The following is a 19,761-nucleotide window of genomic DNA, read 5'->3' as shown; positions in this document are numbered from 1 at the left end:
AACTGTGTGGTAACGTTTAAGTAACGTCTGCCGTGTACGCTCGAACGTGCATCATGGGACTCGCTGATACCCTCGCCGACTACTTCGGGTTCGACGAACACGACACGGACCTCAGGACAGAGACCGTCGCGGGAATCACCACGTTCCTCGCGATGAGCTACATCATCGTCGTCAACCCCGCCACGCTCGCCAAGAAGGGCGACGAGTTCGGCGGGTTCGTCGTCGAGGGCTACACGTACGCCGAGACGGTGCAGATGCTCGCGGTCGTCACCATCCTCGCGTCCGCCGCGGCGATACTCGTGATGGCGTTCTACGCGAACCGACCGTTCGGACTCGCGCCCGGCCTCGGCCTGAACGCCTTCTTCGCGTTCACCGTCGTCGGCGCGCTCGGCGTCCCCTGGCAGACCGCGCTCGCCGCCGTCGTCACCGAGGGCGTGCTGTTCATCGTCCTCACCGCCATCGGCGCGCGCGAATACGTCATCAAGCTCTTCCCCGAACCCGTGAAGTTCGCCGTCGGAACCGGTATCGGGCTGTTCCTCGCGCTCATCGGCTTCCAGGAGATGGGCGTCGTCGTCACCGACTCCGCGACCGCCGTCTCCCTCGGCAACCTCGCGCAGAACCCCGTCGCCATCCTCGCCATCGTCGGCCTGTTCTTCACGCTCGCGCTCTACGCCCGCGGCGTCACCGGCAGCATCATCTTCGGCATCGTCGGCACCACCGTCGCCGGCGTCGCCCTCACCCTCGCCGGCTTCGGCGGCGGGAACCTCGCCGCCGACTTCGTCACCACCTCCGGCTTCCAGTGGAGCGAACTCCCCGAAGCCCAGTACGACATCACGCCGCTCGCCGGCGCGTTCATCGAGGGCTTCCAGAACGTCGAAGCCCTGAGCTTCGCGCTCATCGTCTTCACGTTCTTCTTCGTCGACTTCTTCGACACCGCAGGCACTCTCGTCGGCGTCGGCCAGGCCGGCGGGTTCCTCGACGAGGAAGGCGACCTCCCTGACGCCGATAAGTCCCTCATGGCGGACGCGGTCGGCACGACCGTCGGCGGGATGCTCGGCACGTCCACCGTCACCGCCTACATCGAATCCGCGACCGGCGTCGAGGAAGGCGGAAGAACTGGAATGACCGCGCTCGTCATCGCCATCCTCTTCCTCGTCAGCCTCGTGTTCGTTCCGTTCGCCGCCGTCATCCCCCAGTACGCGAGCCACATCGCGCTCGTCGTCATCGGCGTCATCATGCTCGGGAACGTCACCGGCATCGACTGGAACGACCTCACGTACGCCATCCCCGCCGGCCTCACCATCCTCGTCATGCCGTTCACGTACAGCATCGCGTACGGCATCGCCGCCGGCATCGTCTCCTACCCGGTCGTCAAGACCGCCGTCGGCGAGTACGACGAAGTCAGCGTCGGCCAGTGGCTCCTCGCCCTCGCCTTCGTCCTCTACTTCTTCGTCCGAACTAGTGGAATCCTCCAGAGCACTGTCGCGTAACGCCCCTACCCCACCGCTCTTTGTTCTCCACGCTCTCCTTTCGAGCATGAGCGACATCACGCTCTACAACCTCCCCGGCTGCCCGTACTGCGCGAAAGTCAAAGACAAGCTCGCGGAGCTCGACCTCGATTACGAGCAAATCGACGTGCCGCGCGCTCACTCGGAGCGCACCGAGGTCGAGGAAGTCAGCGGCCAGACCGGCGTTCCGGTTCTCGTCGACCCCGAGAACGGCGTCGAAGGGATGCCCGAATCCGACGACATCGTCGAGTACCTCGAAAAACAGTACGCGTAAACGGGGTTTCGCGGCGCAGCAACACTTTTCGCGGTTGCATACGTACCTGCATACATGTCCGGCACGTCGATTCGGGTGTCCGAGGAGGCGAAACAGCGCCTCGATCGATACAAGCGCGAGGGCGAGAGTTACGAGGACGCCATCATGCGACTGACCGAGGGCGACCACTGGGCCGGGTTCGGCGCGCTCGCGGACTCGGAAGGGTCGACCCGGGAGGGAATGCAGACAATTCGAGAGCAGATGCGTGAGGGCACGGCCGAGGACATCGAGCCCTGATGCTCGTCCTCGACAACAACCTGCTGAGCGACTACCTCGACGGCCGCGATGCCGCCCGCGACTTCCTCGAACAGTACGACGACGAGCCGTGGGCGGTCTCCTCGATAGTCCTCTACGAGGCGTACCTGGGTTGCGTTCACGGCTACATCGACGGCTCCCCGGAGACGGTTCGACGTGCAGTCACGATGTCGATGGACGTCCTCGACGCCACCGCACGAACTGCCGACGAAGCCGCGACGCTCCAGGACGAACTCCTCTCCCTCGGCGTTCCGGCCGACCACCCGAACGCGCTCATCGCGGCGTCCGCACGCGAGCACGGCGCGACGTTCGCGACCGCGGAGAAACACTTCTGGCGCGACGACGTGCAGTCCGTTCTTCCAGTTGCCGAGTACGACCCCTACTGACGGCGCGCCGCGAGGTACGGCGGCTCCGGCGCTCCCTCTGTTTCCGGGGCGAGCCACTCGTCTTCGATTTCGAATCCGGCCTCGCGGAGCGTCGTCCGCGTCGCGTCGGCCCCGGCCATGTGCCACGTCATCTCTCGACCTTCGCCGAGCCAGTCCGGGTTCGTGCGTTCTCTCGCTATGTCGGATTCGGAGACGAGGAGACGGCCGCCCGGTTCGAGGACGCGCGCGAACTCCGCGAACACGGTTTCGTGGTCGGGAACGGGGACGTGAATCACGGCGTTTGACGCCACCACTGCGTCGAACGTTTCCTCGGAGAACGGGAGTTGTCGGAGGTCGCCTTGTACGACTGAAAGGCGTTCCGAGGCGAGCTGGAGTTGTTTGCGGGAGAAGTCGAGGCCGACGGCGGACCGGGTGACGGTTCCCGGGCCACAGCCAGCGTCCAGCACTCGTGAGTTCGCCGGCACGCCGTCGAAAAACCCGTCCAGAATCCGGCGCTCCCGCTCGCTCAGTTCTCTCGCGTCGGCGTACTCGTCGGCGAGTTCGTCGTAGCCACGGCGAACGTCGGTCACGTACACCCAGTCACGCTTCGCTCGGTTCGCCGCGGTCCTTGAGGAGGTCGCGGAACTCCTCGGGGTCGTCCATGTCCTCGACCTCGCTGCGCTCGATGATGGCGGTGCCGTCGATGGATGTCTTCTTCGACTTATCGACGAAGTACACCGAGCGGGTGTGGGTGATGTGGCCGACGCTCGACATGATGCGCGCCCGTTTGACGGCGGCTTCGGTGAGGTCTGAGTTGCCGGTGAGGAGGCTGGGTTCGCGTTCGTCCTCGCTCACGGCCTTGAACGGCGCGCGCGTGGTCGGGTGCACGTCGAACCCGACGCGGGTGAGGACGGTGAGCACGGGCTGGTCGGCGGGGTCCACGTCCGGGTCCTCTGGCGTGGGCTCGGCGTCCCGTACGTCCTCCGCGCCCTCCATGACGTTCACCGGACTCGTGAGGGAGTCGCCGAACAGGTCTTCGAGCTGAACGGCCACGTCGATGCTGGCGTTCATGCCGTCCTCGTACTTCGAGACGGTGCGCCGGGAGACGCCGAGCTCCTGGGCGAGCTGGCCGAGGCTCAACCCCTGTTCTTCGCGTTCGTCCGCGAGCACGTCGCCGTCGATGTTCACGTAGAGACCGCCGGGTGCGGCGTAGATGAGCGGCGGGACGCCCTCGAGGAAGTAGTCGAGCGCGGTGTCCGGGCTGATGGCGGGGACGCCGTGCCGGAAGTAGACCACGCCGTGTTCCAGCTCCTCGTCGCGACTGCGCAGGCCGATGACGAGCGGGGTGGCGTTCAGGTAGTGGCCGAGCCGCCGCATCTCCGCGCCCGTCGGCGCGTCGAACGCGTCGATGTTCGCGAGTATTTTGAGCAACACGACGTCCTCGCCGCGGCGGGCGGCGACGTCGAAGCTCTTCGGTCGGATGGTGGCGCGGTCGCTCACCGAAAACCCGGCGTCCGCGAGCATCGCGGTGACGTTCTCGATGAGTGCCGACCGTGACATAGCCTAAAATAAGCCGTTGGGCGCATATATGCGTTGTGCCGCCCGCAGAGCGTCCGAAAGCTGTTAATCCGCGGCGAGAGAACTGTGCGTGTGACTATCGTCGGCCTGGACGACACGGACTCCCGGGAGCGCGGGATGTGCACGACGTACGCCGCCCACCGGGTCGCCGAACGGCTCGAATCCGGGGGTGACGGCGTCGAGCGCGTCCTCCTCGTCCGCCTGAATCCCGCCGCCCCGCACAAAACGCGGGGGAACGCCGCGCTCGCGATTCACACGGACGCCGACCCCGGGAGGGCGTTCGACGCCGCTAGCGCCGTGGTGAGCGAGGCCGCTGCGGTCGACGACCCGAACACCCAGCCCGGCGTCGTGGTCGCGCCCGACGACGGCGCGGGCGCGAGCGAGTTCGCGTGGACCGCCGTCCGAGACCTCCTCGACTTGAACGACGCGCTCGCGTTCGCCGACGACCTCGGCTACCGCCACGAGGGCTGGCGGGGCGGCCGCGGCCGCATCGGCGCACTGGCCGCCGTCGGCGCGTGGACCGCTTTTTCCGACTGGACGTACGAACGCATCTCGTATCGAGAGCCCGAGCGCTGGGGCACCCCGCGCGAGTTCTCCCATCAGTCCGTCTTCGCGGCCGCGGACGCGGGCTATCCCGATGTCTGGGACACCGTCGACCGGGGCGAGGGCGAGGCGGTCTGCGTCCCGCACACGCCCGGCCCCGTCCTCCACGGGATTCGCGGCGACAGCCCGACCGCCGTCAGCGACGTTTCGGAGCGCATCGACTCCGAACCCGTGCACGCCGCGCGGACGTTCGTCACGAACCAGGGGACGGACGCCCACCTCCAAGACGCCGCCCTCCCGGAGGTCGCGGACGGCGGCGCGTACCGCGTCGGGGGAGTGGTCGCGTCCGACCCGGAGACGCGGCGCGGCGGCCACGTCTTCGTCGACATCGAAGCTGACGGTGAAACGCTCGCGTGCGCGGCGTTCGAGCCGACGAAGCGCTTCCGCGAGCGGGTGCGCGCGCTCCGCCCCGGCGACCGCGTGCTCGCCTGTGGCGAGGTCAGTGATGGAACGCTCAAACTCGAAAAGCTCCGCGTCGACGCGCTCGTCTCCGTGGAGCGCGGCACGCCGACGTGTCCCGACTGCGGAAATCGCATGGAGTCCGCCGGCCGCGACCAGGGGTATCGCTGTCGGGACTGCGACACCAGCGCGCCCGGGAAGACCGAGCGACCGCTCCGCCGCGACCTCGCGCCGGGCTGGTACGAGGTTCCGCCGTGTGCGCGCCGGCACGTCGCCAAACCGCTCGTCCGCGGCGGATTCGACGCGCCGACGCATCCGGAGGGCTGACGGTGCGGTCCGGAGGTGCCTCTGGTCCAGGTATTCGATGTTGAGGAACGGGGAGCCCGACTCCGGTTCGTTTTCACATATATCCTTTCGGGCCGACTTCGGACGGGGTTTGTATACTTCCGATTTTAATTTCGGAACGGAATAGGTGGACGTAAATACTGGGGGTGTGAATCGTCGGGCAGCCGATGCGCGATTCGACTGTCGCACCCACGGCGGAGGTGGCCGCACGATGAGTGGCGCCGACGCCCACGACGCTGCGACGTGCGCCGAGCGCGGCGAACTACCCCGCGCGAGCCAGCGCTGGCCGCGATTCGAGCTCGCCTGTCGCGTGGAGTCGTACCCGGAGGGCGACGAGTGCACCGTGTACCCCGCTGACGCCCCCGAGGACGACGTGACGACGTGGCTCACCGCCACGGAGGACGCGTTCGTCTCGCTCGACGACTGCCGCTAGCTACGTTTTCAGCCCGCTCCCGGTGAGCGGCACCACCACGTCCTCTCTCTCCGTGATTTCGCCGCGCTCGCGGTACGCGCGGAGGCCGGCGGGCGCGACGGCGCTCGTCGGCGCGCAGTAGAAGCCGTGGTCGTGTAGACGCTCCAGTTCCTCGCGGGTGGTGGCTGCGTCCAGCGCGATGGCGTCGCCGCCCGCGGCGTCGATGGCGTTGAGAATCTGGTCGGCCCGAGCGGGGTCGGCTATCTGGATGCCGTCCGCCACGTCGTTCTCGCCGTCGCCGTCCGCGTGCAGGCGGTTCGCGATGGGCGCGACGCCCGCCGCCTGCACGCCGTACAGTCGCGGAACCGAGTCCGTCCAGCCGGCGTCGTGGAGTCGTCGGAACCCGCGGTACGCGCCGAGAAAGAGCGTGCCGTGGCCGAGCGGGAGGACGACCGCGTCGGGCACGTCCATCTCGCGCTGGACGGCGAGCTCGTACGCGAACGTCTCCGTGCCCGCGTAGAACCCGGGGTTCCAGGCGTGGCTCGCGTACCAGCTGTCGCCCGCCTCCACCGCCTCGACGCACGCGTCCGTCACGTCCCCGCGCGTCCCGTCGACTCTAACTGGGGTCGCGCCAGCGGCCTCGATGGCGCGGAGTTTCGAGGGTTTCGCGTCCGCCGGCACGTAGATGTCCGCGTCGATACCGGCGCGCGCGGCGTACTGCGCGACGGCCGCGCCCGCGTTCCCGGAGGAGTCCTCGACCACGCGCTCCACGCCGAGTTCGGCCGCGCGCGAGAGCAGGACGGTCGCGCCGCGGTCCTTGTAACTCCCGGACGGGAAGACGAAGTCGAGCTTGAACTGGGCGTCCCACGCGGGCGCGTCGGTCAGCGGCGTGAACCCCTCACCGAGCGTCACCGCGGGGCCCGCGGGGAGGAATGACTCGAACGCCCACAGTCCCCGAGAGGCGTCCACGTCGCGGGGTTCGGGGAGCGCGCGGTCCGCGAAGTCGAGCGCGTGCCCGCACTCACAGCGCCACGGCTCGGCCGCGCTCTCCGCGTACGTATTGCCGCACGACCGACACTCCAGGGTCATACGGTGTCGACGCTCGTGCCGACCGAGCAGACGTACTCGCCGGTCGCGACCTGCGGGAGCCGCCGGGAGCGCCAGAAGACGCCGTCGCTGCGCGCGGCGACTTCAGCCTTCAGCGACCCGAACACGTCCGTCACGCGGAACAGCACGTCGCCCGCGGACACCTCGTCGCCGAGGTCGGCCTCGAAGTTCACGATACCGCCCGACGGTGCACCGTACCGGTCGAAGCGCTTCGCGCGCGTCTGCGTCTCCGGCTCGGCGTCGCCGTCGAGGAAGCCGTAGTGTTCGAGGACGTTCCAGACGCCCCGAACGCCGTACTCGATGGACTCCTCGTCCCAGCCCACCGCGCCGCCGAGCTCGGGGTCGATGGTCGGAACGCCCTCGTCGGGCGCGGCGCGCGCGAGCTGGCCGTCCGGGCCCTTCTGGTCGAGCACGTGCCCGCAGTCGAACACCTTCGCGAGTTCGAGGCACTCGTCGTGCAGTCGGTGGCGGCGCCCGCAGCGCACCCGGACCTCGTTCAGCATCCGGCTCGTCGACCCCTGATGGAGGTCGAGGACGAGGTCGGCGCGTTGGGCGGCCTCGAACGTCGCGTGCGCGATGCGCTCCGAGGAGGAGCCGTTCGCGTCACCGGGGTACGCGCGGTTCATCTTCGTGTCGTCGATGGGGTTGCGGTGCTCCGCCACCTGGAACGCGTGCCAGTTCGTGATACCGACCACGAGCACCGTGCCCGCGAGTTCGTCGGGGTCGAGCTGGGGGACGACGCGGTTCACGACGCCGACGCCGTTGAGTTCGTCGCCGTCGCTCGCCGCCTGCACGTACAGCGTCTCTCCCTCGTCGGCGCCGTTGATGACGGCGACGGGGAGTCCGATGGTGGTTCCGTCCCGCGTCTCGCCGACGTCGAGGCGGCCGAACCCGGCCTCCCCCGGCTCGGCGCTCGCGGAGCCCAGCGTAGTCATTACCTACAATCCGCCGCTGGAAGGTATTGATTGGTTCGGTCCCGGAGAACCCCCGGAGAGCGCGGTCACGCGGACGCGAGCGCGTCGAGGCGTTCGGCACCCGCGCGGGTGCCCTTCGCGAGCAGCACGTCGCCCGCGCGGATTTCCGTGTCCGGGCCGGGCTGCACGACCCACTCGTCGTCAGTATCGGGCCGCCGCACGGCGATAATGCGCATCCCGGTCTCCGTCTTCACCGCGCGCTCGCCGAGCGTCGTGCCGTCGAGGGCGCTTCCCGATTCGACGGTCTGCCGGACGATGACCTCGTCGGACTCCTCGACGGCTTCCTGCACGACGACGTGCGTGTCCAGCCCGCGGAGGACGCCCTCGCTGATTTCGACCGCGGCGTCGCTGATGACTTCGGTGGCGGTCGCGAGGTGCATCAGGCCGCGCAGTCGAACGGGGTCGGGTACGTCCGCGGCCGCGCGGAGCGTCCACGCTTCGAAGCGCGATTTCAGCGCGTCCACCTCGGCCTCGAGTTCGACTACTTCCTCCGCTATCTCCTCGGAGTCGAAGAGCACGCTCCCGTACGCGAGGTCCACGGCGAGTTCGCTCATGTTCTTCATCAACACGAGCGAGTCCACCGCCCGTTCGAGGTCCCCGATATCCGGTTCTACGGGGTCCGGCGGGTGGTACGTCCCACCGGTCGCGGTCTCCACCACGTCCCCGATGGTCTCCTCCGGCCCCCGCAGGAGGAGCACGTCGCCCGCCTCGAACGCCGTCTCCCGGTCCGGATTGAGGAGCCAGTCGCCGCCCCGCCGCACCGCGATGACGCGCACGCCCGTCTCGGTTTCGAGGTTCACGTCCGCGAACGTCCGGCCCGCGTACGTCGACTCCTCGTCGAGTTCCGCGCGCACCAGCGTCTCCACGGCCTCCGGGAGCGCCGCCCGAATCGCCTCCGGCAGTCCGATGTCCTCTAGGACGATTTTCGCGATGTCGCCCGCGGCGTCGCTCACCTTCTCCGCCGCGCCCGTGATGCCGAGCACGGGCGCGAGCGACTCCACTTCCTCGGGATTGCGCGCCGCCATCATCACGCTCATCCGCGCCCGCATCTGCAGCACGTCCATGCGCTCCTCCAGCGTGAGCACTTCCTGCGCGATGTCGTCGCTCCCGTGGAGGACGGCGGAGTACGAGAGGTCGATGAGGAGCTCCGCGGTGTCCTTCATCTCCGCGAGGAGGTCCTTCACGCTCGCGGGCTCGTACTCGACGCGGCCACTCATGCGTCCGGGTTCAGCGCCCGCGAATAAAAACCCTCGCGCGCTTCCTAATAGACAATCCTTTTGAAAGACCGCGAAGAACCCCTGGCTATGGCAGACGAACTTCACAAGGGGCTTGAAGGCGTGCTCGTCGCCGAGTCCTCGCTAAGTTACATCGACGGTGACGAGGGCAAACTCGTCTACCGTGGATACACCATCGAGGACCTCGCCGAGAACGCGAGCTATGAGGAAGTCCTCTACCTCCTCTGGCACGGCGAACTCCCCACTCGCGAGGAACTCGACGAGTTCGCGTCCGAGATGGCGGCCGAGCGCGAGGTCGACGACGGCGTCGTCGACCTCCTCCGCGACCTCGTGGACGCGGACGAGGACCCGATGAACGCGCTGCGCACCGCCGTCAGCCAGCTTTCCGCGTACGAACCCGAGGACGACGCGGACCCCGAAGACCTCGACGCCAGCCTCCGGAAGGGCCGCCGCATCACCGCGAAGATTCCGACTATCCTCGCCGCCTACGACCGCCTCCGTCGCGGCGAAGACGTGGTTGAACCCCGCGAGGACCTCGGGCACGCCGCGAACTTCCTCTACATGTTCACCGGCGAGGAACCCGACGATGTGGCCGCCGAGACGTTCGACATGGCGCTCACGCTCCACGCCGACCACGGTCTGAACGCGTCCACGTTCACGAGCATGGTCATCGCCTCGACGCTCGCCGATATGTACTCCTCCGTCACCGGCGGCATCGGCGCGCTCTCCGGCAGCCTCCACGGCGGCGCGAACCAGGACGTCATGGAACTCCTCGTCGAAGTCGAGGAGTCCGGCAAGGACCCCCTCAAGTGGGTGGACGACGCTATCGCCGACGGCCTCCGCGTCCCCGGCTGGGGGCACCGCGTCTACAACGTCAAGGACCCGCGCGCCGTCATCCTCGAACGCAAATCGAAGGACCTCGGGAACGCGAGCGGCGAGAAGAAGTGGTACGACATCGCCCACGACATCGAACAGTACCTCGTCGACGAGAAGAACTTCGACGAGAAGGGCCTCGCCCCGAACGTCGACTTCTACTCGGGCACCGTCTACTACCAGCTCGGCATCCCCCTCGACCTCTACACGCCCATTTTCGCCATGTCTCGCGTGGGTGGCTGGGTCGGCCACGTCCTCGAATACCAGGAGGACAACCGCCTCATCCGGCCGCGCGGCCGCTACATCGGCGACGAGAACAACGAGTGGACGCCGATTGACGAACGGTAGACGGCGTTTCTTTTCGGGTCGTTTCGTTCGTTAGCGTGGTGTTCAGTCGGTAGTGGCGCGTTCGTCCATCATGTCGGCGGCGCGGGCGGCCCAGTCGCCGTCGCGAAAGCCCCAGGCGGCGACGGCGGCCATCCAGACGTAGGCGACGGCGACGCCGGCGTACGCGGCGAGCGGGCCGTAGTTGAGGAGGACGCCGAAGACGTAGGTGACGCCGAGGAATCCGCCGACCATGCCGGTGGTGCGCGCGACGAACGGGACGCGGGTTTCGCTCGCGCCCTGGAGGGCGCCGGAGAGCACGCTGAACGCGACGAGGAAGCCCGCTGTCAGTCCGTACACTTGGGCGAACCGGACTGCGTAGTGGACGGTCTCTGGGTCGGTCGCGAACAGCCGGACGAAGGCGTCCGCGAGCGCGGAGAGCGCGAGACCGATAGCGCCGACGGTGAGGGTGCCGAGCGCGGTGACGCTCCACCCTTGAAAGCGCGCGTCGTCGGGGCGGCCGTCCCCGAGCGACTGGCCGACGACGACGTTCGCGGCGACGTTGTACCCCCTGGAGAGCGGGCCGGTGACCTGTTGGTACATCCGGCGGCCGATCTGGAAGCCGGCGTTCACGGGCGTGCCGAACCCGAGGAGGATGGCGTTGAACGGGAACTCGGCGAGCGCGGACGCGAACCCTTCCGCGACCTTCGGCGCGCTGACGACGAGGAGTTGTTTCGTGATTATCCAGCCCCGCGGGCGGACGAGGCCGGCGGTCGTCCACGGGCTTGCGAGCATGCCGATGAGGCTGGCGGCGGTGAGGACGTTCGCGGCGGCGGTGGCGAGGCCGACGCCGACGATTTCGAGCCGCGGTGCGCCGAACAGGCCGAGGCCGAGCACGACCGACCCGGTGATGTTGAGCGTGTTCGCGACGACGTTGACGTACATCGGCGTGCGGGTGTCGCCGGTGCCCTGGAGGGCGCGTGCGGCGATGAGCGCGACGTGGCGGGCGGGCGCGGTGGCGAGGACGATGGCGAGGTACGCGCCCCCCAACCGGGCGACCTCGCTGGGGGCGTTGAGCGCGCCGATGGCGGGCGCGCCGAGCAGGACGCCGAACGCGACGAACGGGAGGCCCGTGAGGCCGCCGATGAGGATGGCCTGGCTGATGGCTTCGTCGCGGTTCGCGTCCGCGCCGGCGCCCGTGTCCTGACTGGAGAGCGCGATTGCGCCGCCGCCGAGACCCAATCCGACGCGGAGCGGGAAGCGCGCGTAGAGGTCGGCGAGACCGATGGCGGCGACGGCGACGGGACTGAACGTCGCGGTGACGACGATGTCCACCGTCCGCATCAGCGTGCGGAGCGTCTGCTCGGTCATCACCGGCCACGCGAGCGAGAGGACGCGCTTCCAGACCGCGCGGTGAGAGCGCACTACGTCCAGCGACAGGGCCGAGCGTGTTCACCGTACCGGAACCGGAAGACCGACCCCGGTGAAATTGAACGCGCCCGAGGAACCGGCCGAAAACGCGCTCGTGTGGCTGTCGAGGGCGCGTTCCGGTTTCCCACGGAACCGTCATCCGTTCCACTTTCACTCCGCTTCCCGCGGGTTTATGATTCGACTACGCGTAGACGTGAGTGGAGTCACACGCTCCCTCTCCCCTATATCGCTATTCTTACTGTATCCCCTGCTCTCTCCCCGGTATGCTCGAACTCGCGGACGTCCTCGAAGCCGAGGACCGCGTGAGCGACGTCGCCCGCCACACGCCGCTCGACTACTCGCACACGTTCTCGGACCTCACGGGTGCCGAGGTCCACCTGAAACTGGAGTGCTTCCAGCGCACGGGGTCGTTCAAGATTCGGGGCGCGGCGAACCGCATCCGCACGCTCTCCGACGAGGAGGCGGACGCGGGCGTCGTCACCGCCAGCGCGGGCAACCACGCGCAGGGCGTCGCGCTCGCCGCGTCCCGGTCCGGCGTCGACGCGAAGGTCGTGATGCCCGAGACCGCGCCCATCTCGAAAATCAAGGCGACGCGGAGTTACGGCGCGGAGGTCGTCCTGCACGGCGTGGACTACGACGCCGCCCAGGAGCGCGCGCACGAACTCGAGAGCCAGGAGGGCCGGACGTACGTCCACGCGTTCGACGACGAGCGCGTGATGGCGGGTCAGGGAACCATCGGCCTCGAAATCCTCGACCACCTCCCCGAGGTCGAGACAGTCGTCGTCCCGATCGGTGGAGGCGGCCTCATCTCCGGTATCTCCACCGCCATCAAGGCCCGTAGCCCCGACACGCGCGTCGTCGGCGTGCAGGCCGAGGGCGCTTCGACCGTCGCGCAGTCCCTCCGCAAGGGAAGTCCGGAGGCCATCGACTCCGTCGACACCATCGCCGACGGTATCGCCGTCCGCCGGGTCGGCGAGCAGACGTTCCCCGTCATCAGGGAGCGCGTCGACGACGTGGTCACTGTCACTGACGACGAAATCGCGAGCGCGCTCACGATGCTCCTCGAACGCGGGAAGACGCTCGTCGAGGGCGCTGGCGCGGTTCCGCTCGCCGCGCTCCTCGAAGGCAAGTTCGTGTACGAGAAGGACGAGGTCATCGTCCCCGCGCTCTGCGGCGGGAACATCGACCTCAACCTCCTCACCACAGTCATCACCCGCGGATTGGTCGCGAGCGGTCGCTACATCAAGATTCGCACCGTCCTCAAAGACCGCCCCGGCGCCTTGGACGACCTCATCGAGGTGCTCAGCGACGCCCGCGCGAACATCTACGCCATCCAGCACGACCGCACCAACCGCGACATCGCGATGAACGCCGCCGAAGTCGAACTCGACCTCGAAACCCGGGGCGAAGACCACGTCGAGGACCTCCTTGACCGCCTCCGCGAGCGCGGCTACGACGTCGAAGTCCTCGTATAGGAAACGCCTATCACCGACTCCGAACTATTCGTTCGTATGTCACGTTCCGGGTACGGGAGTGCGGCCGCCGTCCTCCTGGGCCCGCTTCTCCTGTTCGGTCCCGCATCACTGCTCGCGCTCGCCGGCGTCGCCCTCCTTGCCGCCGTCTCGTGGGCCGTTGTTCGCACCGCCGGCGCGTTCCGCGACGGCTACGCGGCGTAAGGCGGGGCCGTTCGCCTACTTCGCTATCGCTCGATTCCGTACGTCACGGTGAGGAACTTCCCGCCGAGTAGCCACATCTCGTGAGTCGCCACGACGCCCGCTCCCCCGGCGGGCGCGTCCGGTGCGTCCGTGGCGTCCGCGGGCCACACCGTAAACGTCTGCTCCATCGGCAGCCAGAACCCCGTGCCGTCCCGCACGAGGTAGAGCCCGGGGTCGCCGGGCGCGCGCGTCGTCAACCGCAGCCCGTCTCCTCGCGCGCTGTCCGTCGCGAACGATTCGAGGTGGAGTACCGTCGAGAGGTTCCCGCCCGGCAGGGGTGCGGCAATGTTCACGAACCGCTCCGGGGTTCGTGAGCCAGCGGGCCCGTGGTCCGCGTCGTGGTGAGCGTAGAGCGCGACGAACACGGCGTCGCCCGTCTCGGGGTCGGTGCGAACCCAGGCACGCGCGCCCGGCCGCGGGTCGACTTCGGGGTCGAGCGGGACGAAGTGGCTCTCCAGCCGTTTCGCCTCGTGGTCGCCGGGCGCGGGGAGGTTCAACTGCTGGAACAGGGTCGTCAGCGGGGCGGCGAGGCGCGCGCCGGTGCGGAACGGACGATGCCAGGTAGCGCGATACGTCATCTCGAAGTCGCGTGTCTCCTCGTAGAACGAGCGGATTCCGGGTGCGACGCGGGTGGTGTCGAAGTCCGGGCGCGCGAACGCGTCGAAGTCGTCCATCTCGCCGCGCGGCGCGGACGCGTCGTCGTTCGCAAGCCCCGCGCGCTCCGGAAAGTCCGCGCCGATTCGCGCACCGCCGTTGACCGGACTGAACGGAATCCCGCGCGCACGCTCGCGAGACAGCGCGATGCCGGCCAGTCCAATCAGTCCCGCGAGCACGCCGCCCGCACTCCGCGTGTCCATACGGCCTGTTCGGGTTCCTGCGCCGTCAAGCCGACGGCTAGTCGCGGGAACTTAAGTCGTCCCGCGGTGTCCGTTCAGGTATGAAGCGAACTATCTCCACCGGTGACGCCCCGGAAGCCGTCGGCGCGTACAGTCAGGCGACGACGAACGGCGACCTCGTGTTCACCGCCGGTCAGATTCCGATGACGCCCGATGGCGACCTCCTCGACGACGAACCCATCGCCACCCAGACCCGGCAGAGCCTCGAGAACGTGAAAGCAATCCTCGAGGAGGAGGGGATCACCACGCAGGACGTGCTGAAGACGACGGTGTTCCTCGCTGACATCGACGACTTCGACGAGATGAACGAGGCGTACGCGGAGTACTTCCAGGACAATCCGCCCGCGCGGAGCGCCGTGCAGGCGGGCGCGCTCCCGAAGGGCGTCGGCGTCGAAATCGAAGCCATCGCCACCCGCGACTAGATGAACCGTGACGCCGCCGTCTGGGGGGTCGTCGGCGCGCTCACCTTTCTCGTTCTCGCGCAGGGCTACCGCCTCGCCACCGGCGACGGTCTGGGCCTCCCCGTCCTGCTCGGTGTCGCCATCGCCGTCTTCGCCGTCACCACCGTCACTGTTCCCGCCGTCGCCGCCCGAATGAGAAGGGTTTAAACCCACGACTCGGCTACGAAATCGTGTAGGCCGGGATGGCCGAATGGCAAAGCGCACGCCTGGAAAGCGTGTCCCCTTACGGGGTTCTGGGTTCAAATCCCAGTCCCGGCGCTTCTCTCCACGAACGACACCCCTGAGCGACGCGTAGCGGTCGCTCAGTCACCAGTGAGTGGGAGAACGTTCGACTGGGATTTGAGCCAGTCAGGCGACCGTAGGGAGTCTGACGCTGTTCAAACTCCCAGTCCCGGCGTTTTCTACTGAGACCGAGACGCCCAGTCTCGGCTGGGCGTCCCCGGTCGAGGATGCGGTAGCCCGGTTGGGATTTGAGCCAGCGAGTCGCAGCCGAACGAGGCGAGAGCGAAGCGCTCGCTGGCAGCCGAAACGCGCTACGTTTCGGCGGCGAAGTGCGGGCGTCTCGCCCAGTTCAAGCTTCCAGTCCCGGCGCTTCTCTATAACTCACACCGCGAAGCGGTCAGCGTGTTGGTCTGCGTGCGGTCGTGAACTCCTAGTGGGTATTCTAAACGCTCGCTTGGTGGCCAAGCGGTGTCTACTGGCACGCCACGTGTAACGAACACTTACTCTCTATTCATGGATTCCGCGAGTTCAATTACTAGGCCGATAATTCCGATGAGTAAACCCAGATAAAGTATCTCGAAAGAAGCAGTACCACTGCCGATCTCAAGCTGGAGTAACCGATATATTTCGAATAGCCATCCAAATAGCACTATGAGTATCGCGAACCGTTGTAGTGCAGCACCCTTCATATTTGAAAAAGTGATATATAATATTATAAGACTGTCGTATACTGTGGAATAGTTCTCGTCCCGAATCTGTCTGATGGCTCCCGGCGAAATTGACGTCCCGCACGTGACTGTCGGAGAACTCCGCGACGAGCGATTCTACACCACGCCTGCGCCGTACGCGATGGCGGCGATGCCGGCGATGGCGAGGACGGCGGCGATGGCGTACGCGTACGTGTAGCGACCGAACGTCTCGACGAGTTCGCTTTCGGGTTTGTCGGAGACGATGAACGTCTCGCCCTCGACGGGTTCGATGACTATGTCCTCGGGTTTGAGCGGGTGGGTTGCGGTCTCGCTGGCGCGGGCGTGCCCGAGGACGTAGACGTCGTCGCCGGGGGAGAGCGTGCCTTCGTAGTAGCGGCGTTCGCCGTGGGCGTTCCCGAGGTCGATGACGTTCGTGATGGAGTCGGTCTGTTCGCCGACGCTCCCTTCGCCGCGCACGAACTCCGTGATGCGCTCGGGGGGTTCCGCGTCCGGCGGGACGGTGGTTTCGGCGGAGAAGCCGTCGATGGCGGCGGTGACGCCGTCGACGGTGACGCCGGTGGAGAGAAAGCGGTCCACGTCGATGGCGCTCACCTGAATGTCGTCGATGCCGGTTCCGGTGGACGTGTCGTCCACGTGCGTGCCGATGTCGACGGTGACGCTGCCGGTGCCGTCGTCGAGGTCGAACGCGGTCGCGTACACGCCCTCGGCGCGCGTCTCCCACATGTCCGAGCTTCCGCGTTCGTCCCACTCCTCGACCTCCCACGCGGAGAGCACCGCGCGCTCGCCACGAATCGGGGAGTCGAACGGGTGTTCGCTTCGAATCGTGCCTTTCAGTTCGACGCGGCCCTCGTCGCGGAGGTTCCGTACGTCGGTGGTTTCGGTTCCCGCGACGAGCGCGCTTCGGCGGTGCTGGCGGCGGCCGTACACGCCGGCGAAGGCGGCGATGAGGAGCAGGACGACGCCGACGCCGATGAGGAGGGCGGACATGGACTGGGGTTGCGGGACGCGGAAGGTAAAACCAGGGGACGCGGGGGTTGCGGTTAGTCGCGTCGCGCGCGGACGCGTTCGCGGATGCCGGGGTGACCGTAGAGGCCGGCCGCGACGGCGAGGAGGGAGACGGTGAGCGCGAGCGCGAACCCGACCGTACTCCACGGCGCGGGGCCGAACGCTCGAAGGAGTGTGTAGCCGACACAGAGTGTGCCGGCGAGCACGAGCAGCCACGCGAGCGCGCCCGCAAGGGTTCGCCCCGCGAGTTCCGCGCCCCGCACCCACCGTGATTCGGTCGTCATACGGCGGACTGGTCGAGTATGTGGCTTAATTCTTGTTCTAGAGGTCGGCGTGGACGCGGACTTCCTCGTCGGTGACGGTGTCGACGGCGTCGCCGCTCACGGTGTAGTCGTCCTCGCCCTTCTCGGTCCAGCCGAACGCGGCGAGCACGGATTCGCCGAGGCCGGGTTCGGGGTCGACCCAGGCGGTGTTGTCCTCGACGGCGGTGACGATGCCGAGCTGTTCGCCCTCGATGTCCACGAGGAACTTGCCTTCGTCCTCCGGTGTGAGCGTCGCCATACCCGGGGGTTCTCAGAGCACCGTGAAATGCGTGGCGGGCGACAGCCACCGGAGTGTACTGTGTGAACATACAACACGAATTCTGGGGTTTCGGAGCGTCTCGCCGCCGTTCTCCCCCAACAGGCACCAAGGTTTTATATAGAAGGACAAACAATCATTCGAGTAGCTATGTCGCAACAGCGAATGCAGGGCCAGCCCATGATTATCATGGGAGACGACGCCCAGCGAGTCAAGGACAAGGACGCGCAGGAACACAACATCTCTGCGGCACGCGCCGTCGCGGACGCCGTGCGCTCCACCCTCGGTCCGAAAGGGATGGACAAGATGCTTGTCGACTCGATGGGTGACGTAACCATCACGAACGACGGCGTCACCATCCTCGAGGAGATGGACATCGACAACCCCACCGCGGAGATGATCGTGGAAGTCGCCGAGACCCAGGAGGACGAGGCCGGCGACGGCACCACGACCGCGGTCGCCATCGCGGGCGAACTCCTCAAGGAAGCCGAGGACCTCCTCGAACAGGACATCCACCCGACGGCCATCATCAAGGGCTACAATCAGGCCGCTGAGAAGGCCCGCGAGGAAGTCGACAACATCGCGGTCTCCGTCGACCCCGGGGACGAAGCCCTCATCCGCTCCGTCGCCGAGACGTCCATGACGGGCAAGAGCGCCGAAATCGACAAGGAACTCCTCAGCGGACTCCTCTACGAGGCGCTCAATCAGGTGTCCGTCGACGCCCAGGACGGCTCCACCGTCGTCGACGTCGCGAACATCAACATCGAGACCCAGACGGGCCGCTCCGTCGGCGAGTCCGAACTCCTCAAGGGCGCCGCCATCGACAAGGACCCCGTCCTCGACTCGATGCCCGTCGACCTCGACGACGCGAACACGCTCCTCCTCAACGAAGCCATCGAGGTCGAGGAGACGAACGCGGACACGAGTGTGAGCATCGACAGCCCCGACCAGCTCCAGAGCTTCCTTGACCAGGAGGAAAAACAGCTCCAGGACAAGGTCGACAAGATCGTCGAAACCGGCGTCGACGTCGTCTTCTGCCAGAAGGGCATCGACGACATGGCCCAGCACTACCTCGCGAAGGAGGGCGTGCTCGCCGTCCGCCGCGTGAAGAAGTCCGACATCGGCTTCCTCAAGAACGTCCTCGGCGGCAGTGTCGTCCAGGACCTCGACAGCCTCACCGCCGACGACCTCGGCCGCGGCAGCGTCCGACGTGACGAGGAGGGCGACCTCTTCTACGTCGAAGGTCTCGCCGAGGAGGCGCACGGCGTCACGCTCCTCCTCCGCGGTAGCACGGACCACGTCGTCGACGAACTCGAACGCGGCGTCACGGACGCCCTCGACGTGGCCGCCCAGACCATTACGGACGGTCGCGTCCTCCCCGGCGGCGGCGCAATCGAAGTCGAACTCGCGGACCGCCTCCGCTCCTACGCGGACTCCGTCAGCGGCCGCGAACAGCTCGCCGTCGAGTCCTTCGCGAACGCGCTCGAACTCATCCCGCGCGTCCTCGCCGAGAACGCGGGCCTTGACCCCATCGACATCCTCGTCGACCTCCGCGCGGCCCACGAGACCGGCGAGCAGAACACCGGCCTGAACGTTCTCACGGGCGACCTCGACGATACCTACGAGGCCGGTGTCGTCGAACCCGCACACGCTAAGGAACAGGCGCTCAGTAGCGCCACCGAGGCCGCGAACCTCGTGCTCAAAATTGACGACATCATCTCCGCCGGCGACCTCTCCACCGACAAGGGCGACGACGAAGGTGGTGCGCCCGGCGGCGGCATGGGCGGCATGGGCGGCGGCATGGGCGGCATGATGTGAAACTCTCGGAGAGCTTCACACTAGCCCACTAACCGCCGCTCCGCGTTCGCACCGTTCGACGACTGCACTCGGCCCTACGCACGCTTTTTCAGAACCGAAGAGCAATCCCGCGAGAACGACCTATTCTTCGTTGATGTCGAGTTCGAACTGTTCGTGCTCGGCGGCGGCGTTGAGGACGACGCTCGTGCTGGATTCCTTGATGTCGGCGTCGCCGAGCAGCGTCTTGATGAGGTTGTTCATGTCGTCGGTGTCGCGGAACTTCCCGACGGCGAAGATGTCGTAGTCGCCCGTGACCTCGTACACCGACACCATCTGCTTGTGGGCGCGCATCCGGTCGGTGATGTCGGGGAGACTGTTCCCCTCGACCTTGAGCTGGAGGACGGCGGTGACGTCGTAGCCGAGTTCGTCGTAGTCGACGATGGGTGTGTAGCCGTTAATGACTCCGGCGTCTTCGAGGTCTTTGAGGTGGTTCGAAACGGTGGTGACGGAGACGTCGAGGTCGTCGGCGAGGCTGCGGAGGCTGGCCCGACCGTCGCCGAGGAGTGCGTTGATGAGTTTTGCGTCGAGGTTTTCGTACGTCATCGTACCCCACTACGCCATCGGGGGTTTAGAATTTAACGAATGTCCAGTTCA

The 19,761-nt window shown here is 67.2% G+C and carries 24 protein-coding genes and 1 tRNA gene; 13 read left to right on the top strand and 12 right to left on the bottom strand.

The genetic code is table 11. The features are described 5' to 3' along the window. Positions 1-53 precede the first annotated feature (53 nt). Genes U3A55_RS05950 through U3A55_RS05935 form a run of 4 tightly spaced genes read left to right on the top strand, consistent with a single transcriptional unit; the run spans position 54 to position 2,462 of the window. The gene (locus tag U3A55_RS05950) at positions 54-1,490 is read left to right on the top strand and encodes an NCS2 family permease (protein WP_330990557.1); all 1,437 of its coding nucleotides are present in this window, start codon (positions 54-56) and stop codon (positions 1,488-1,490) included. 46 nt (positions 1,491-1,536) lie between these two features. After that, positions 1,537-1,782 (top strand): glutathione S-transferase N-terminal domain-containing protein, encoded by a 246-nt coding sequence (locus tag U3A55_RS05945; protein WP_330990556.1) that lies wholly within the window; start codon positions 1,537-1,539, stop codon positions 1,780-1,782. Between the two features lie 54 nt (positions 1,783-1,836). Then, positions 1,837-2,058, top strand: coding sequence for a DUF7557 family protein (locus tag U3A55_RS05940; protein WP_330990555.1), 222 nt, complete (start codon positions 1,837-1,839; stop codon positions 2,056-2,058). Continuing rightward, positions 2,058-2,462 (top strand): PIN domain-containing protein, encoded by a 405-nt coding sequence (locus tag U3A55_RS05935; protein ID WP_330990554.1) that lies wholly within the window; start codon positions 2,058-2,060, stop codon positions 2,460-2,462. The genes U3A55_RS05940 and U3A55_RS05935 overlap by 1 nt, the downstream gene beginning before the upstream one ends. Here the strand turns inward: U3A55_RS05935 and U3A55_RS05930 are convergent. Continuing rightward, positions 2,456-3,031: a class I SAM-dependent methyltransferase gene (locus U3A55_RS05930; protein ID WP_330990553.1), complete on the bottom strand. Its 576-nt coding sequence runs from the start codon at positions 3,029-3,031 to the stop codon at positions 2,456-2,458. The genes U3A55_RS05935 and U3A55_RS05930 overlap by 7 nt on opposite strands. 10 nt (positions 3,032-3,041) lie before the next feature. Next, positions 3,042-4,001, bottom strand: a complete 960-nt coding sequence (locus tag U3A55_RS05925; protein ID WP_330990552.1) for a transcriptional regulator — start codon at positions 3,999-4,001, stop codon at positions 3,042-3,044. Positions 4,002-4,091: 90 nt separating this feature from the next. Between U3A55_RS05925 and U3A55_RS05920 the strand changes: the two genes are divergently transcribed. Beyond that, positions 4,092-5,348: a tRNA(Ile)(2)-agmatinylcytidine synthase gene (locus U3A55_RS05920; protein ID WP_330990551.1), complete on the top strand. Its 1,257-nt coding sequence runs from the start codon at positions 4,092-4,094 to the stop codon at positions 5,346-5,348. A 229-nt stretch (positions 5,349-5,577) separates the two neighbouring features. Further along, entirely contained in the window at positions 5,578-5,799 is a 222-nt protein-coding gene (locus tag U3A55_RS05915) for a DUF7511 domain-containing protein (RefSeq protein WP_330990550.1), read from the top strand. Here U3A55_RS05915 and U3A55_RS05910 read toward each other — a convergent pair whose 3' ends face one another. From U3A55_RS05910 to U3A55_RS05900, 3 genes are all read right to left on the bottom strand, one after another. After that, positions 5,800-6,867, bottom strand: coding sequence for a pyridoxal-phosphate dependent enzyme (locus tag U3A55_RS05910; RefSeq protein ID WP_330990549.1), 1,068 nt, complete (start codon positions 6,865-6,867; stop codon positions 5,800-5,802). It abuts the gene before it with no gap. Continuing rightward, positions 6,864-7,820, bottom strand: coding sequence for a succinylglutamate desuccinylase/aspartoacylase family protein (locus U3A55_RS05905; protein WP_330990548.1), 957 nt, complete (start codon positions 7,818-7,820; stop codon positions 6,864-6,866). Before U3A55_RS05905 ends, U3A55_RS05910 begins: the two co-directional genes overlap by 4 nt. Before the next feature lie 65 nt (positions 7,821-7,885). After that, on the bottom strand, positions 7,886-9,076 hold the full coding sequence (locus U3A55_RS05900) for a potassium channel family protein (protein WP_330990547.1): 1,191 nt from the start codon (positions 9,074-9,076) through the stop codon (positions 7,886-7,888). An 87-nt stretch (positions 9,077-9,163) separates the two neighbouring features. On the opposite strand from U3A55_RS05900, the gene citZ reads away from it, so the two are divergent. After that, positions 9,164-10,315, top strand: coding sequence for a citrate synthase (gene citZ / locus U3A55_RS05895; protein WP_330990546.1), 1,152 nt, complete (start codon positions 9,164-9,166; stop codon positions 10,313-10,315). A gap of 42 nt (positions 10,316-10,357) precedes the next feature. Here the strand turns inward: citZ and U3A55_RS05890 are convergent, their stop codons facing one another. Continuing rightward, positions 10,358-11,725 (bottom strand): MATE family efflux transporter, encoded by a 1,368-nt coding sequence (locus U3A55_RS05890; protein WP_442978279.1) that lies wholly within the window; start codon positions 11,723-11,725, stop codon positions 10,358-10,360. 260 nt (positions 11,726-11,985) lie between these two features. Here U3A55_RS05890 and ilvA point away from each other — a divergent pair, with 260 nt between their 5' ends. Beyond that, a complete protein-coding gene (gene ilvA / locus U3A55_RS05885; RefSeq protein WP_330990544.1) occupies positions 11,986-13,197 on the top strand; it encodes a threonine ammonia-lyase in 1,212 nt (403 codons plus the stop codon). 36 nt (positions 13,198-13,233) lie between these two features. After that, positions 13,234-13,398, top strand: a complete 165-nt coding sequence (locus U3A55_RS05880) for a hypothetical protein (protein WP_330990543.1) — start codon at positions 13,234-13,236, stop codon at positions 13,396-13,398. 23 nt (positions 13,399-13,421) lie between these two features. On the opposite strand, the gene U3A55_RS05875 is transcribed toward U3A55_RS05880, so the two are convergent. Next, positions 13,422-14,294: a hypothetical protein gene (locus U3A55_RS05875; protein ID WP_330990542.1), complete on the bottom strand. Its 873-nt coding sequence runs from the start codon at positions 14,292-14,294 to the stop codon at positions 13,422-13,424. Between the two features lie 80 nt (positions 14,295-14,374). Between U3A55_RS05875 and U3A55_RS05870 the strand changes: the two genes are divergently transcribed. The 3 genes from U3A55_RS05870 to U3A55_RS05860 all read left to right on the top strand — a co-directional run bounded on the left by U3A55_RS05870 (position 14,375) and on the right by U3A55_RS05860 (position 15,052). Then, positions 14,375-14,755, top strand: a complete 381-nt coding sequence (locus tag U3A55_RS05870) for a Rid family detoxifying hydrolase (RefSeq protein WP_330990541.1) — start codon at positions 14,375-14,377, stop codon at positions 14,753-14,755. Then, the gene (locus tag U3A55_RS05865) at positions 14,756-14,941 is read left to right on the top strand and encodes a hypothetical protein (RefSeq protein WP_330990540.1); all 186 of its coding nucleotides are present in this window, start codon (positions 14,756-14,758) and stop codon (positions 14,939-14,941) included. It begins immediately after the preceding gene. Between the two features lie 29 nt (positions 14,942-14,970). Continuing rightward, positions 14,971-15,052 (top strand) — tRNA-Ser (locus U3A55_RS05860). A 464-nt stretch (positions 15,053-15,516) separates the two neighbouring features. Here U3A55_RS05860 and U3A55_RS05855 read toward each other — a convergent pair. The 4 genes from U3A55_RS05855 to U3A55_RS05840 all read right to left on the bottom strand — a co-directional run bounded on the left by U3A55_RS05855 (position 15,517) and on the right by U3A55_RS05840 (position 17,292). Further along, a complete protein-coding gene (locus U3A55_RS05855; protein ID WP_330990539.1) occupies positions 15,517-15,705 on the bottom strand; it encodes a hypothetical protein in 189 nt (62 codons plus the stop codon). Between the two features lie 135 nt (positions 15,706-15,840). Next, positions 15,841-16,713, bottom strand: a complete 873-nt coding sequence (locus U3A55_RS05850; RefSeq protein WP_330990538.1) for a hypothetical protein — start codon at positions 16,711-16,713, stop codon at positions 15,841-15,843. Positions 16,714-16,766: 53 nt separating this feature from the next. Continuing rightward, positions 16,767-17,015, bottom strand: a complete 249-nt coding sequence (locus U3A55_RS05845) for a hypothetical protein (RefSeq protein WP_330990537.1) — start codon at positions 17,013-17,015, stop codon at positions 16,767-16,769. Between the two features lie 37 nt (positions 17,016-17,052). Further along, positions 17,053-17,292, bottom strand: coding sequence for a hypothetical protein (locus U3A55_RS05840; protein WP_330990536.1), 240 nt, complete (start codon positions 17,290-17,292; stop codon positions 17,053-17,055). Positions 17,293-17,460: 168 nt separating this feature from the next. Here U3A55_RS05840 and thsB point away from each other — a divergent pair, with 168 nt between their 5' ends. Continuing rightward, positions 17,461-19,128: a thermosome subunit beta gene (gene thsB / locus U3A55_RS05835; RefSeq protein WP_442978275.1), complete on the top strand. Its 1,668-nt coding sequence runs from the start codon at positions 17,461-17,463 to the stop codon at positions 19,126-19,128. 120 nt (positions 19,129-19,248) lie between these two features. On the opposite strand, the gene lrp is transcribed toward thsB, so the two are convergent. Beyond that, positions 19,249-19,710 carry an HTH-type transcriptional regulator Lrp gene (lrp, locus tag U3A55_RS05830; protein ID WP_330990535.1) on the bottom strand — a complete coding sequence of 154 codons (462 nt, stop codon included), beginning with the start codon at positions 19,708-19,710 and terminating at the stop codon, positions 19,249-19,251. Positions 19,711-19,761 lie beyond the last annotated feature (51 nt).

Source organism: Salarchaeum sp. III (assembly GCF_036418315.1).
In the GTDB taxonomy this organism is placed as follows: Archaea; Halobacteriota; Halobacteria; order Halobacteriales; family Halobacteriaceae; genus Salarchaeum.
The sequence above is the reverse complement of the archived record's forward strand: the minus strand, read 5'-3'. Positions and strand labels throughout refer to the sequence as shown.